Raw genomic sequence first — 13,123 nt, 5'->3', positions numbered from 1 at the left:
CCGCCCGCCGCGTGCCCGGCGGTCCGGCCGCCGGGGCGCCTCAGCGGTCCGGCCCGGCCCGGTGCCCGGCGGCGCGGATCGCGTCGAGCAGGGCGAGCCCGGCGAGGGTACGCGCGCCGTGCGCGGCCAGGTCCGCCTCGCCGCGTACGGCGGCCGGGTCCGCTTCGCCGCGTACGGCGGCCGGGTCCGCTTCGCCGCGTACGGCGGCCGGGTCCGCTTCGCCGCGTACGGCGGCCAGGAACGCGTCCAGGGCGCCCCGGAAGTGGTCCTCCGCCGGCAGCGTGCGCAGCTCCACCCGGTCCTGCCGGTGCAGCCGCAGCACCGGCTGCCAGCCGGCGGCCGGCGTGAACGCCCGCTCCAGCACCAGCCGGCCGCGCTCGCCCCACAACTCGTACCGCGAGCGGTAGGCGTGCGCGAAGCCGTACGTCAGGTGCGCGTCCACGCCGGCGGCGTCCCGCAGCAGCGCCGCGCCGCCCACCTCCACGTCGTACCGCGGGTCGGTGCGCCGGGTGGCGCCGACGACCTCCAGCGGCGCGGCCAGGTGCAGCAGCGCGGCGTGCGCCGGGTAGTAGCCCACGTCCAGCAGCGCGCCGCCGCCGAGGTCGGCGCGGTGCCGGATGTCGTCGGCCGGCAACGGCGGCACGGCCATCGCCGCGCCGAGCACCCGCAGCTCGCCGATCGCGCCGTCGGCGAGCAGTTCGGCGGCGACCCGGTGCTGTCCGTGGTGGACGAACATCCGGTTCTCCATCACCACCCGGCCGGCCCGCCGGGCGGCCGCCAGCACCGACGCGCCCTCGGCCGCGTCGACGGCCAGTGGCTTCTCCACCAGGACGTGCCGGCCGGCGGCCAGCGCGGCGCGCGTCTCGGCGGCGTGCCGGCCGGTCGGCACCGAGACGTAGACCGCGTCCACGTCGTCGCGGGCCAGCAGCTCACGGTATCCGGTGGTCGACGCCGCGCCGAACCGGGCGGCGAACGCCGCCGCGCGGGCCGGGTCGCGCGCGGCGACCGCGGTCAGCCGGGCCGTCGAGCCGGCCAGCGCCGGCACGAACCGGCGGGCCGCGATGGACGAGCAGCCGATCAGTCCGATGCGGATGTCGTCCGCCACGTCTTCCCCTCTCCTCGGGTCCCGGCCGGCCCGGTGGGAGCGCGCGGCGACCGCACGCTCCCACCGTGGCCGTCACGGCAGCAGGACCAGCTTGCCGACCACGCCACCGTCGATCAGTTCCCGCACCGCGCGGCCGGCCTCGTCCAGCGGGTACCGGCGGGCCACTGTGGGCCGCAGCACGCCGTCACGGACCAGCGTGAACAGGCTGGCCAGGTCGTCGCGGAAGCGCGGCCCGGGCTTGACGTAGTACGTGCGCGCCCGCCGGCCGCGGGTCGCGCCGACCAGTCCGGCCAGGTTCCAGCCGACCACCCGGCGCAGCGCCGGCAGGTGCGGCCGGAACCACTGGCCCGGCGGGTAGCCGGCCACCGACGAGTCGTACGAGACCAGCGTCCCGCCGGGCGCGAGCAGCGACCAGCCGACGTCGAGGCCGGCACCGCCGATGTGGTCGAAGACGGCGTCCACGCCCCGGGGCGCGAGCCGCCGCACCGCGGTGGCCACGTCCCCGCGGTAGTCGAGCGGTTCCGCGCCGAGCGCCCGTACCGCGTCGTGCTTGGCCGGCGACGCGGTGCCGATCACCCGGACGCCGTGCCGCACGGCGAGCTGGGTGAGCAGCGTGCCCACCCCGCCCCCGGCGCCGTGCACCAGCACCGTGCCGCCGGGCCGGACCCGGGCGGAGCGGTGCAGCATCTGCCAGGCGGTGACGCCGTTGCAGACCAGCGCGACCGCCTCGCCGGCGTCCAGCTCCGCCGGTACGCCCGCCAGCGAGGCGGCGCTCACCTCCGCGTACTCCTGCCAGGCCCCGGTCCGGGGCATCGACACCACCCGGTCGCCGACGTGCCAGCCGGTGACGCCCGACCCGACCTCCACGATGTGCCCGACCAGGTCGTAGCCGGGCACGCACGGCGGTTTCGGCGGGAACGGGTGCAGCCCGCGCAGCGTCTGCACCTCGGCGAAGGAGATGCCGGCCGCCTCGACCTTGACGACCACCCGGCCGCGTCGGGCGGCCGGCCGGGGCGTGGTCTCCAGCCGTAGCTGCTCCGGCTCGCCCAGGGCGGTCATCACGACCCGACGGTTCACCGTTCCCGGCGGGGCCTCCCGGCCCGTGTCCACGTCCATGCTCAGACGTCCGCCGGGACCTTGCCGAGCTCCTTGAGCATCGGCAGGTAGTTCATCACGTCCCAGTGCTCCACCACCTTGCCGTCGACGAACCGCAGCTCCTCCACGATGTGCCAGGTGACCTTCTTGTTCGTCGGCGGCAGGTCGCCGAACGGGCCCTTCTGGGTGGCGGTGATGGTGATCCGCAACGTGACCCGGTCGCCCTCGGCGATGATGCTCTTCACGTCCAGGTGCAGGTCGGGGAACGCCTGGAGACCGCCCTCCATGCGGCGGATCATCTCGTCGGTGTCGACGACCGCGTCCTCGGAGTAGTGGACGACGTCCGGCGCCCAGTGCCGGATGATCCCGTTCAGCTCCCATCGGTTCCAGGCCGCCACCATCTGGAGGCAGCGCTCCTTGTTCTCGGCCAGCGTCCGGTCGTCGGTGGTGGTCCGGTCCGCGTTCTCGGTCATCGACATGTGGCACTCCTCGGGGCCCGACGGCTTGACGCGTCCACCCTCGCGACCTGCCCTCAAGGACCCCTCAAGGGCAGGTCGCGATGCTCGGTGGCACCGCGGGCACCGCCCGCCGAGGGAAGGGACGGGTGGAGGCGATGACGATCCTGGTGACCGGCGCGACCGGGCACGTGGGCCGGCACGTGCTCACGGAGTTGCTGGCGGAGGGCCACGCGGTGCGGGCGATGACCCGCGATCCGGGCCGCGCCGTGCTGCCGGACGGGGTGGAGGTGGTCCGGGGCGACCTGGCCGAGCCGGACGGGCTGGCCGACGCGTTGCGCGGGGTGGAGCGGATGTACCTGTTCCCGGTGCCGGACACCGCGGCGGAGGTGGCACGCCGGGCCGCCGAGGCCGGCGTCCGGCACGTGGTGGTGCTCTCGTCGAGCTCCGCGGCCGACGCCGGCAACTTCAGCGGCGTCTACCACCGCACGGTGGAGCGGGCGGTGGCGGAGACCGGCATGGACTGGACGTTCGTGCGGCCGGACGAGTTCGCCACCAACCTGCTGTGGAAGTGGGGGCACTCGATCCGGACCGAGGGCGTGGTCCGTGGCCCGTACCCGCAGGCCCGGCGCGCGTTGATCCACGAGGTGGACATCGCGGCGGTGGTGGCGCTCGCGCTGACCACCGACGGTCACGCCGGTCAGGTCTACGACCTGACCGGGCCGGAGGCGCTGGACCAGCGCACCCAGGTGGCGCAGCTCGCCGCCGCGACCGGGCGACCGATCCGCTTCGAGGAGGTGAGCCCGGCGGCGGCGCGGGCTGAGCTGACCGCGTTCATGCCGGAGGTGGTGGTCGACATGGTGCTCGGCTACCTCGCCGACTCGGTCGACGGCCTGCCGGTGGTGTCGCCGATGGTGGAGAAGCTCACCGGCCGGCCGGGGACGCCGTTCGCCCGCTGGGCGAGCGACCACGCCGACGCGTTCCGGCCGGCCTGACCGGTGCGCGTGGGCCGGCCGGCGCAGTCCGCCGGCCGGCCCGTACGCGATACGGTATGCGCCCGGTAGGATGGTCCCACTATGACGAAGGAGCGCAGGGGCAAGGCCGACCCCGCACGCAGCCTGGCCATCCTCTGGCGCACCCGGGAGCCCACCAGCCGCGGGACGGGTCCGGGGCTCAGCGTCGACCGGATCGTGCGGGCGGCCGTCGAGATCGCCGACGCCGAGGGCATCGACGCGCTCACCATGCGGCGGGTCAGCGAGGCGTTGGGCGCCGGCACCATGTCCGTCTACACGTACGTGCCCGGCAAGTCGGAGCTGCTCGACGTCATGGTCGACACCGTCTACGGCGACATGCCGCGCCCGGCCGACGTGCCGGGCGGCTGGCGGGGCCGGCTGGACCGGATCGCCCGGGACAATCTCGCGCTCTACCGCGCCCACCCGTGGCTGCTGCGCGCCGAGACCAGCCGGCCGGTGCTCGGCCCGCACATGCTCGCCAAGTACGACTACGAGCTGAGCGCCGTGGCCGGTGTCGGGCTGGACGACGTCGAGATGGACGCCGTGCTCACCCTGGTCCTGGGGCACGTCAAGAGCATCGCCCGCGCCGGCTACGACGGCGCGGAGCTGGAACGCGAGACCGGGATGACCGACGGGCAGTGGTGGCAGACCCACGGCCCGTGGCTGGAGAAGTTCATGAACTCCGGCAGCTACCCGACCGCGGCCCGGGTCGGCTCGGCGGCCGGTGCGGCGCACGGCGCGGCCTACGGCCCGGAGTACGCGTTCGAGTTCGGGCTGCGGCGGGTGCTGGACGGCATCGCGGTGGTGGTCGCCGAGCGGACGGGCGGGGCCGGTCCGGTCGGCTCGGGCCCGGCCGGGGCCGACCGGGCCCGCGGGGGCCCGGCCGACGCCGGGTAGGCCGGGGCACGCTCAGCGCGACGCCTCGGCCGGCGCGGCGACCCGCGCCAGCACCACCACGTCGCCGCGCAGCGCGGCGGAGTACGGGCAGGTCTCGTGCGCCCGCCGGACCAGCTCCTCGGCCTGCTCCGGCGGCAGTCCGGGCAGCTCCGCCCGCAGCTCCACGGCCAGCCGCAGCGACTCGCCGACGCTGCCGAGGGCGACCCGGGCGGTGACCGCCGAGCCGGTCACGTCGACGCCGTCCTGCCGGGCGATCCACCGCAGCGCGCTGTGGAAGCAGGCCGCGTACCCGGCGGCGAAGAGCTGCTCCGGGTTGGTGCCGGTGCCGCCGGCCCCGCCCAGCGCCGGCGGCGCCGAGAGCGTCGCGGTCAGCACCCCGTCGTCGGTGCGGACGCTGCCCTCCCGCCCGTCGCCGGTCGCGGTCGCCTCGGTCACGTACAGCAGATCCATTGCCCTGCCCCTCTCCGCGCTGGTCCGGCCGCCGGTACGCCGGCCCCGGACGCGGCCGGCGTCGCCCGGGGCCGGTGACGTGCCGGCGGCGGGCGGCCCGGTCCGGGCGCCGCCCGCCGCCGGCGGGTAGCACGGTCAGAGACAGTCGGCGGCGGCGTTGATGGCGTCCACCACCGCGTCCTCGAAGACGCCGGAGAAGTCGTCGGGGTCGATGTCCAGCGTGATCGACGACTCCAGCCGCTGCCGGCCGTCCAGCGTGGCCCCGATGAACGTGGCGTAGCCGGGGATGCCGCCGCCGTGGCCCCAGAGGCTGAGGCCGCGCTCGGTGACCAGCGGCATGAAGCCGAGGCCGTAGCCGTTGGACATGGGCAGCGTCACCCACTCCGGCGGCACTGTGGTCTTCATCTGCTCGAGCTGCTCCGGCTTGAGCAGCTTGCCGGTGACCAGGGCCACCAGGAACGTGTCCAGGTCCCGGGTCGTCGAGATCATCTCGCCGGCCGAGCACGCCTCCGACGGGTTCATCTCGGTGACGTCGACCGACCTGCCCTTGATCTTCATGTAGCCCCGGGCGTGGCTGCCCGGGATGTGCGGGTCGTCGCCGGGCAGCACGGTGTCGCGCAGCCCGAGCGGCTCGATGATCCGGGTCCGGATCTCCTCGGCGTAGCTGCGGCCGGTGACCGCCTTGATCAGCAGGCCGAGAACGATGTAGTTGGTGTTCGAGTACTCGAACGTGCTGCCGGGGGTGAAGTTCAGCGGCTTGTCCGCCGCGATCTTCACCAGCTCCTCGGGGTCGAAGTGCTTGTAGCGGTCCCGCTCGAAGCGGTCACCGGGCCGCTGGAACGCGTCGGCGTGGTTGTACAGGCCGCTGGTGTGCTGGAGCAGGTTGCGGACGGCCACCTCCCGCCCCTGCGGCAGCAGCCCCGGCAGGTACTCCTCGATCGGCTTGTCCAGGTCGATCCGGCCCTCGCCGACGAGCTGGAGCAGCACCGTGGAGACGAAGACCTTGGTGATGCAGGCGATCCGGAACTTGCCGTCGGTGGGCACCGGATCGTCGTGGCCGAACTCGCGGACGCCGGCGTGCACGGTGAACGTCTCGTCGCCGCTGGTGACCCGGAACTGGGCGCCGGCCGCGCCGACGGTCACCAGCTTGTCGACCGCCTCCTGGAGCCGGATGCGCTTCGGGTCCTTCGTCTCGGGCTTGACCATGGTGTCGGTCATCGTGGACGGATTCCTTTCCTCGGCCCGGTTCACTGAACGGACAGGGCGTGGCGGAAGACGGTGAGCGGATCCCACCGCTTCTTGATCTGTTGCAGGCGCGGGTGGTTCTCCTTGAAGTAGAGGTACTGCCAGGGCACCCCGGAGGTGTTCCACCGCGGGTCGGCGATGTCGACGTCGGGAAAGTTGATGTAGCAGCCGTCGTTGCGCTCGTCGGGCAGCGGGACGCCGCCGGTGGCCGCGTACACGTCCCGGTACAGCCGGCGGGTCCAGTCGAGGTTCGCCTCGTCCGTCGCCGGGTCCTGCCAGGACGTCAGGTAGAGCGCGCGCAGCACCGAGTCGCGCTGGGCCGTCGCGGTGGCGTCCGGCGCGACCGCGTTCGCCGCGCAGCCGTACGACTGGAGCGAGATCGTCGCGCTGGAGAAGGCGTGACCGTCGCCCCACAGGTGGTCGTGGATGGTGTCGATCTGGGCGTCGGTGTAGCCGCGCCGCAGGTACGCCGACTTGATCTTGTGGCGGCCGGACTCGCCGTCCTGCGCCCGCGCCAGCTTCACCATCGTGGCCAGCCACGGCGCCCGTTCGACCGGCAGGTCGTACCGGGGCGCGTCGACGTCCCCGGTCATCTCCCGCACCGCGCGCGCCAGCAGCTCCTCGGCGTCCGCGCCGGTGCCGTCGAGGTGGTTGAACAGGATCGCCCCGATGCCCGGGTCGTCCTGGGGTGCCACCGCGAACAGCACCAGCCCGCTGAACAGCCCGGCGTACGGCGAGTCCGGCGCGCTGTTGCGCTCGTGCCAGCGGCCGTGGCCGCCGACCAGCGCGCGCAGCGCCTCCCGGGTCAGCCCCTCGCGCGGGAACACGGTGCTCGACGCCAGCACCGACGCCGGTGGCCGGGGCAGCAGGTCGCCCGGCTCGCCCTCGGCGCCCGGGCTGCGCAGCCAGTAGCGGGTCACCACGCCGAAGTTGCCGCCGCCCGCGCCGGTGTGCGCCCACCACAGGTCGTGGTTCGGGTCGGCCGGGTCGCGGGTGGCCACCACCGCGCGGGCCCGGCCGTCCGCGTCGACCACCACGACCTCGACCGCGTACAGGTGGTCGGAACACGCGCCGAAGCGTCGGGACAGCGGGCCGTACCCGCCGCCGAGCAGGTGACCGCCGATACCGACCAGCTCGCTGGCCCCGCCCGGCACGGTGACGCCCCACCCCAGGTAGAGCGCCCGGTACAGGTCCATCAGCCGGACGCCCGGCCCGACCGCGAAGGCCTGCCGCTCCGCGTCGAACTCGACCCGGTCCAGGGCGGCCAGGTCGATCACCACCCGCACCGTCGGGTCGGCGACGAAGTCCTCGTAGCAGTGGCCGCCGCTGCGTACCGCCACGCGGTGCCCGGCCCGGACCGCGTCCTGCACCGCGCGGACGACGTCCTCGGTGGAGCGGGCCAGGACGAACGCGTCCGGCCGAGGGGGGAAGCGGGCGTTGTCGCCCCGGACCACGAAGTCCTCGTACCGTGGGTCGCCCGTCGCGATGCGTGCCGGTCCCGACATGCTGCACCCCTTCTCTCGCCGTCGTCAGCGGACCGATCGTGGGCGGCCCCGCTCGAGGCGGCGCGTAGCTCCGCTGGAGCCACCGGGCGGCCCGCCCCGCTCCGGTGGGCCTCGAACCCGGCTCCACCGGCCCGGGGCACTGTCGGTCCCCGGGCGGACGCCAGCCGCCCGGCCACCCACGACCCGGGAGTTGACGTGGATACCGCGACGTACAAGACGGCCGTGACGCAGGCGTTCAACCAGGCCGCCGCCAGCTACGACCGGATGGGCGTGGAGTTCTTCACGCCGATGGGCCGCCGGCTGGTGGAACGGGTGGCGCCCAGGCCCGGGGACCGCGTCCTGGACGTCGGATGCGGGCGCGGCGCCTGTCTCTTCCCGGCCGCCGAACGGGTCGGGCCGAGCGGCCGGGTGCTGGGCGTCGACATCGCCGAGGCGATGGTCACCGAGGCCCGCGAGCAGGCCCGCCGGGAGGGACTGACCACTGTCGAGACCCGGGTGATGGACGGCGAGCACCCGGACCTGCCGCCCCGCTCGTACGACGTGGTCACCGGCAGCTACAGCGTCATCTTCTTCCCCGACGCGCCCGCCGCGCTGGCCCGCTACGCGCCGCTGCTGGCCGACGGCGGCCGGCTCGGGTTCACCAGCCCGGTCTTCACCGCCGACACGTTCCCGTTCCTGCCGCCGGTCTTCACCGAGCTGATCCCCCGGGAGCTGCTGCGCAACCTGCCGCCGGAGTGGCAGCCGGCGGAGCTGTCCCGCCGCTTCAACAGCTGGCTGGCCGACCCGGCCGACCTGGTGCGGACGCTGCGCGGGGCCGGCTTCGCCGAGGTCGACGTGGCGGACGAGGACGTGACCATGACCGCCGCGTCCGGCACCGCCTGGGTGGACTGGTCGCACACGCAGGGCATGCGGCTGCTCTGGCAGCACCTGCCGGAGCGGGAGAGCGGGCAGCTGCGCGACCGCCTGATCACGGCGCTCGACGCGATGCGCCCGGGGGACGGGCCGCTGACCATTCCGGTCCCGGTCCGCTACGTCACCGCCACGGTGGCCCGGTGAACCCGGCCCGGCCGGAGCCGGCCGCGTCCGAGCAGCCGGCCGGCACCACGCCGCCGACCGGGGCGGACCTCGCCGCCACCTGGTTCCTGGACCACGACTCGCCCGAGGTGGCCGAGTTCGTGACCCGGCACGCCCCGCCCGGCCCGGACCCGGTCGAGCGGGCCGTCGCGCTCTACTACGCCATCCGCGACGAGGTCCGCTACGAGGTCTACGCCGCCGACATGACCCGGGACGGGTTGCGGGCCAGCACCGTCGCCCGCGCCGGCACCGGCCTGTGCATCCACAAGTCGGTGCTGTACGCCGCCGCGCTGCGCGCCATCGGCGTGCCGAGCCGGCTGGTCCTCGCGGACGTGCGCAACCACCTGACCTCCGACCGGCTGCGCGCGCTGATGGGCGGCGACGTCTTCCGCCACCACTGCTACACGCTGGTGCACCTGGACGGACGCTGGATCAAGGCGACGCCGGTGTTCAGCCGCCGACTCTGCCGGCTCTACCGGATCGGCGAACTCGACTTCGACGGGCGCACCGACAGCCTCTACCACCCGTACGACATGGACGGTCGTCGGCACATGGAGTTCCTGCGCGTGCACGGCGAGTTCAGCGACCTGCCGTACGACCGCATCGTCACCGACCTGCGCCGGGCGCACCCGAACCTGTTCGCGCCCACCATGCGCTTCGTCAACGGGTCCCTGGAGCGGGACGCGCTCGGCGCGGGGACCCGGTGACCGGGCCCGGGGCGGCGCCCGCGCTCTGCCTGCGCGCGGCCGTGGCCGCCGTGCGGGGCGCCGAGCCGGGCCGCTACCACGAACGCGGCCCGCTGCCGCTCGACGCGGTGGCCGCCGACTACGCCCGCCGGTACGCGGGCGTGCCGGCCACGCCCCGCGCCGTCGAGGAGGACGTGGTCCGCTACCGGCCGTCCGACCCGGGTGGGCTGCCGGTGCTGCTCGGCCTGTACGGCGACGCGGACCGGGTCCGCGGCTGGCTGCCCGGCTACCCGGCCCGGGTGACCCGCCGGGCGGTACGCCGGCTGCTCGGCGCCGCCCGGCCACCCGTGGCCGTGACCCGGGCGGCGGAACGCCACCCGGTCGACCTCACCGCGCTGCCGGCGCTGCGGGCGACACCCCGCGACGCCGGCCCCTACCTGACCACCGGCGCGGTGCTCGCCCGGCACGACGGCGAGACCGCGTTCTCCGTACACCGGATGCTGGTGCTGGACCGCGAGCGGCTGACGCTGTGGACGGTGCCCGGCCGCACCCTGGGCCGCCTGTACGAGCAGGCGCGGCGCGCCGGCCGCCGGCTGCCGGTGTCGGTCAACATCGGGATCGGACCGGCGGCCATGGTCGCCTCCGCGGTCAACGCCCGGTTCCTGCCCGCCGGCGTCGACAAGCTGGCGCTGGCCGGCGCGTTGGCCGGCGGGCCGCTGGGCCTCGCCGACGCGGTGACCCAGCCGACGCCGGTGCTCGCCGACGCGGAGATCGTGCTGGAGGGCCACCTCGACGGCGCCACCGCGGACGAGACGCTGGGCGACCGGGTGGCCGGCTCGCTGCCGGAGTTTCTCGGCTACCACGGCCGCGCGCAGCCCGGCCTGCCGGTGGTCACGGTGACCGGGATGACCGTGCGGCCCGGCGCGGTGTTCCAGGCGGTCGTCGGGCCGGGTCGGGAACAGTCGGTGATCCTCGGCCTGGCCGGCGCGCTCTCGGCACAGCTCGCCGGCCGCGGGCGCGACTGGGACCTGGTCCGGGACCTGCACTTCAGCCCGGCCGGGGGCGGCCTGCTCACGCTCGTGGCCGGCCTGCGCAAGCGCGGGCCCGGGGACGACGCCGCGCCCGCCCGGCTGGCCCGGGAGGTGTTCGACGCCCACCCGTTCGCCAAGCTCGTCGTGTTCACCGACGAGGACGTGGACGTGCGCTGCGCCGAGGACGTGCTGTGGGCGTTGTCCACCCGCGCCAACCTGGGCGGCGACTGCCGCACCTTCGCCGACTACCCGCCGCTGCCGATGGACCCGTCGCAGAGCGAGGCCTGGCGGGCCGAGCGGGGTCCCGCCGGCCGGTCCTACGTGGACGCCACGGTGCCGTACCGGCTGCGGGCGGAGGCCGAGCGGGCCTTCGCGTCGGGCCCGCCGCCGGGCGGTGGCCGCCGACGCGGCGCTAGGGTGGGCGCGTGATCACGTGCGTCGTGCACTACACCATCGATCCCGCGCGGATCGAGGCGTTCGAACGGTTCGCCCGCGCCTGGATGACGCTGGTGGCCCGGCACGGCGGCGTGCACCACGGCTACTTCCTGCCGGCCGAGGGCGCCAGCGACCGGGCCGAGGCGCTGTTCAGCTTCGAGAGCCTGGCCGCGTACGAGCGTTACCGCACCCGGTTCGGCGTGGATCCGGAGTTCGTCGCGGCCGACCGGATCCGCGACGAGTCCGGGTGCGTGCTGCGGTACGAGCGCACGTTCATGCGCCCGCTCCTGCCGACCGACTGACGTCGCCGGGTTCGTCCCGACCACCTCGATGTCGGCGTCGTACCGGCCGTCATCGGTCGGACGGGTGCCCGCCTGCCGGCAGCGCGGCGGCGGCCCGGCCCATCCGGGTCACCGCCTCGGTCAGCACGGCGGGCGAGGTGGCGAAGTTGAGCCGGACGAAGCCGGCGCCGCCGGCGCCGAAGACGTGCCCGGAGCTGAGCGCCACCCGGGCGTCGTCGAGGAACATCCGCGCCGGGCCCGCCAGGTCGCTGGCCACGCCCGGCCCGTCGCCCGACGGCTCGGTGGCCACGCCGAGCCGGGTGCAGTCCAACCAGGCGAGGTAGGTGCCGTCGGGCGGGCGCCAGGAGACCGCGGGCAGGTGCTCGGCGAGCAGCGCCCCGAGCAGCGTGCGGTTGGCGGTCAGCCCGTCGAGCAGCAGGTCGAGCCAGGGCCCGCCGGCGGAGAACGCGGCGGTGTGCGCGAGCACCCCCAGGTGGCTGGGCCCGTGGCTGACCTCCTCCGGCATCCGGGCCAGGTCGTCGGCGGCGCCCGGCCCGGCGACCGCCAGCGCCGCCTTGAGACCGGCGAGGTTCCACGCCTTGGACGCCGAGAGCAGGGCGAACGCGTCCTCGGCCCCGGGGACCGTCAGGTAGGGGGTGAACCGCGCGCCGGCGAGCGCCAGCGGGGCGTGGATCTCGTCGGCGACGACCCGGACGCCGTGCCGCGCGGCCAGCTCGGCGACGGCCGCCAGCTCGTCGCGCCGGTGCACCACGCCGGTCGGGTTGTGCGGGTTGCAGAGCAGGAACGCGGGCCGGCCGCCGAGCACCCGGGCCCGGCGGAACGCCTCGTCCAGCGCGGCGGGGTCGAGCCGCCCGTCCGGCCCGAGCGGTGCCTCGAGCACCCGCCGGTCGGCGTGCGTGACGAACGCGTAGAACGGCGGGTAGACGGGTGGACAGACCACCACCGCGTCACCCGGTTCGGTGACCAGCCGTAGCACCTCGACCGCACCCATCATCACGTCCGGCACCAGCGTGCTGCGCCCGACCGGGAAGTCCGGCCAGTCCCAGCGCTGCGCGGCGAACCCGCCGAGCGCCTCCGCGTAGCCCGTCCCGTACGCGTAACCGGTGTCGCCCCGCTCGACCGCGCGGCGCAGCGCGTCGGCCACCGGCGGCGCCAGCGGCACGTCCTGCTCGGCCACCCAGAGCGGCAGCACGTCCGGCGGGTACAGCCGCCACTTGACGCTGGTGCGCTGCCGGAGCTGGTCCAGGGTGAGCCGGGTGAGCGGGTTGCGGTCGTCGGCTGGAACGCGCATGTCGCTCACCCTAGGCCGCTCTACCATCGCCGGATGGCCCACCCGACGTACCCGCTGCGCACCCCGCGACTGCTGCTGCGCCCGGTCACCCCCGACGACCTGGACGACGTGCACGCCTGGCAGCGCCGCCCCGACGTGTTCCGCTGGACGCACGGCGCGCAGCCGCGTACCCGGGAGGAGTCCCGGGCGTCGGTGGCCGCGATGGCGGGCGAGGACGCGCTGCGCGCGGAGGGTGACTGCCTGACGCTGGCCGCCGTCACCGGCGGTCGGGTGATCGGCACGGTGGAGCTGGTCTGGCGCAGCCGGGCCGACCGCACCGCCGAGCTGGGCTACGTCTTCCATCCCGACCACGGCGGTCGCGGCCTGGCCACCGAGGCGGCCGGGGCGCTGCTGGACTGGGGGTTCGGCACGTTCGGGCTGCACCGGGTGACGGCCCGGTGCCACGCCGGCGACGAGCTGACCGGACCGGAGATGGCGCAGCGCTTCGGCGCCGCGGCCGGGCTGCCGGCCCGGTTCGAGCAGCTGGACCTGGCCGAGGT

At 75.3% G+C, this 13,123-nt stretch carries 14 protein-coding genes; 7 read left to right on the top strand and 7 right to left on the bottom strand.

Translation table 11 applies throughout. The features are described from left to right. Window positions 1-40: 40 nt before the first annotated feature. From ACH495_RS31335 to ACH495_RS31325, 3 genes are all read right to left on the bottom strand, one after another. The gene (locus ACH495_RS31335; RefSeq protein WP_396861328.1) at window positions 41-1,105 is read right to left on the bottom strand and encodes a Gfo/Idh/MocA family protein; all 1,065 of its coding nucleotides are present in this window, start codon (window positions 1,103-1,105) and stop codon (window positions 41-43) included. A gap of 72 nt (window positions 1,106-1,177) precedes the next feature. Then, the gene (locus tag ACH495_RS31330; RefSeq protein ID WP_396861344.1) at window positions 1,178-2,164 is read right to left on the bottom strand and encodes a zinc-binding dehydrogenase; all 987 of its coding nucleotides are present in this window, start codon (window positions 2,162-2,164) and stop codon (window positions 1,178-1,180) included. A gap of 59 nt (window positions 2,165-2,223) precedes the next feature. Continuing rightward, window positions 2,224-2,679 (bottom strand): ester cyclase, encoded by a 456-nt coding sequence (locus ACH495_RS31325; RefSeq protein ID WP_396861327.1) that lies wholly within the window; start codon window positions 2,677-2,679, stop codon window positions 2,224-2,226. Window positions 2,680-2,813: 134 nt separating this feature from the next. Between ACH495_RS31325 and ACH495_RS31320 the strand changes: the two genes are divergently transcribed. Both ACH495_RS31320 and ACH495_RS31315 read left to right on the top strand, forming a co-directional pair. Then, window positions 2,814-3,650 carry an NAD(P)H-binding protein gene (locus ACH495_RS31320; RefSeq protein ID WP_396861326.1) on the top strand — a complete coding sequence of 279 codons (837 nt, stop codon included), beginning with the start codon at window positions 2,814-2,816 and terminating at the stop codon, window positions 3,648-3,650. An 81-nt stretch (window positions 3,651-3,731) separates the two neighbouring features. Next, on the top strand, window positions 3,732-4,565 hold the full coding sequence (locus tag ACH495_RS31315) for a TetR/AcrR family transcriptional regulator (RefSeq protein WP_396861325.1): 834 nt from the start codon (window positions 3,732-3,734) through the stop codon (window positions 4,563-4,565). A gap of 12 nt (window positions 4,566-4,577) precedes the next feature. On the opposite strand, the gene ACH495_RS31310 is transcribed toward ACH495_RS31315, so the two are convergent. The 3 genes from ACH495_RS31310 to ACH495_RS31300 all read right to left on the bottom strand — a co-directional run bounded on the left by ACH495_RS31310 (window position 4,578) and on the right by ACH495_RS31300 (window position 7,765). Further along, complete coding sequence (locus ACH495_RS31310) at window positions 4,578-5,015, bottom strand: Ohr family peroxiredoxin (protein ID WP_396861324.1); 438 nt, start codon at window positions 5,013-5,015, stop codon at window positions 4,578-4,580. Between the two features lie 135 nt (window positions 5,016-5,150). Further along, a complete protein-coding gene (locus ACH495_RS31305; protein WP_396861323.1) occupies window positions 5,151-6,233 on the bottom strand; it encodes a serine hydrolase domain-containing protein in 1,083 nt (360 codons plus the stop codon). A gap of 29 nt (window positions 6,234-6,262) precedes the next feature. Further along, the gene (locus ACH495_RS31300) at window positions 6,263-7,765 is read right to left on the bottom strand and encodes an FAD-binding oxidoreductase (RefSeq protein ID WP_396861322.1); all 1,503 of its coding nucleotides are present in this window, start codon (window positions 7,763-7,765) and stop codon (window positions 6,263-6,265) included. A 195-nt stretch (window positions 7,766-7,960) separates the two neighbouring features. Here ACH495_RS31300 and ACH495_RS31295 point away from each other — a divergent pair, with 195 nt between their 5' ends. Genes ACH495_RS31295 through ACH495_RS31280 form a run of 4 tightly spaced genes read left to right on the top strand, consistent with a single transcriptional unit; the run spans window position 7,961 to window position 11,293 of the window. Next, a complete protein-coding gene (locus tag ACH495_RS31295; RefSeq protein ID WP_396861321.1) occupies window positions 7,961-8,821 on the top strand; it encodes a class I SAM-dependent methyltransferase in 861 nt (286 codons plus the stop codon). Next, entirely contained in the window at window positions 8,818-9,546 is a 729-nt protein-coding gene (locus ACH495_RS31290) for a transglutaminase family protein (RefSeq protein WP_396861320.1), read from the top strand. Before ACH495_RS31295 ends, ACH495_RS31290 begins: the two co-directional genes overlap by 4 nt. Continuing rightward, complete coding sequence (locus ACH495_RS31285; RefSeq protein WP_396861319.1) at window positions 9,543-10,985, top strand: UbiD family decarboxylase domain-containing protein; 1,443 nt, start codon at window positions 9,543-9,545, stop codon at window positions 10,983-10,985. The genes ACH495_RS31290 and ACH495_RS31285 overlap by 4 nt, the downstream gene beginning before the upstream one ends. After that, the gene (locus ACH495_RS31280) at window positions 10,982-11,293 is read left to right on the top strand and encodes an NIPSNAP family protein (protein ID WP_343447343.1); all 312 of its coding nucleotides are present in this window, start codon (window positions 10,982-10,984) and stop codon (window positions 11,291-11,293) included. The genes ACH495_RS31285 and ACH495_RS31280 overlap by 4 nt, the downstream gene beginning before the upstream one ends. Window positions 11,294-11,342: 49 nt before the next feature. On the opposite strand, the gene ACH495_RS31275 is transcribed toward ACH495_RS31280, so the two are convergent. After that, entirely contained in the window at window positions 11,343-12,584 is a 1,242-nt protein-coding gene (locus ACH495_RS31275; protein WP_396861318.1) for a MalY/PatB family protein, read from the bottom strand. A gap of 33 nt (window positions 12,585-12,617) precedes the next feature. Between ACH495_RS31275 and ACH495_RS31270 the strand changes: the two genes are divergently transcribed. Beyond that, window positions 12,618-13,123: GNAT family N-acetyltransferase (locus ACH495_RS31270; protein ID WP_396861317.1), on the top strand; the 506-nt coding region annotated here is incomplete at its 3' end.

Source organism: Micromonospora sp. NPDC018662 (genome assembly GCF_044391475.1).
Taxonomy (GTDB): domain Bacteria; phylum Actinomycetota; class Actinomycetes; order Mycobacteriales; family Micromonosporaceae; genus Micromonospora.
The sequence above is the reverse complement of the archived record's forward strand: the minus strand, read 5'-3'. Positions and strand labels throughout refer to the sequence as shown.

What these genes read in the sequence shown, in the direction of transcription:
- ACH495_RS31275 (WP_396861318.1), bottom strand. Translation starts at nt 12,584, where the DNA reads ATGCGCGTTCCAGCCGACGACCGCAACCCGCTCACCCGGCTCACCCTG.
- ACH495_RS31310 (WP_396861324.1), bottom strand. Translation starts at nt 5,015, where the DNA reads ATGGATCTGCTGTACGTGACCGAGGCGACCGCGACCGGCGACGGGCGG.
- ACH495_RS31300 (WP_396861322.1), bottom strand. Translation starts at nt 7,765, where the DNA reads ATGTCGGGACCGGCACGCATCGCGACGGGCGACCCACGGTACGAGGAC.
- ACH495_RS31315 (WP_396861325.1), top strand. Translation starts at nt 3,732, where the DNA reads ATGACGAAGGAGCGCAGGGGCAAGGCCGACCCCGCACGCAGCCTGGCC.
- ACH495_RS31325 (WP_396861327.1), bottom strand. Translation starts at nt 2,679, where the DNA reads ATGTCGATGACCGAGAACGCGGACCGGACCACCACCGACGACCGGACG.
- ACH495_RS31320 (WP_396861326.1), top strand. Translation starts at nt 2,814, where the DNA reads ATGACGATCCTGGTGACCGGCGCGACCGGGCACGTGGGCCGGCACGTG.
- ACH495_RS31330 (WP_396861344.1), bottom strand. Translation starts at nt 2,164, where the DNA reads ATGACCGCCCTGGGCGAGCCGGAGCAGCTACGGCTGGAGACCACGCCC.
- ACH495_RS31305 (WP_396861323.1), bottom strand. Translation starts at nt 6,233, where the DNA reads ATGACCGACACCATGGTCAAGCCCGAGACGAAGGACCCGAAGCGCATC.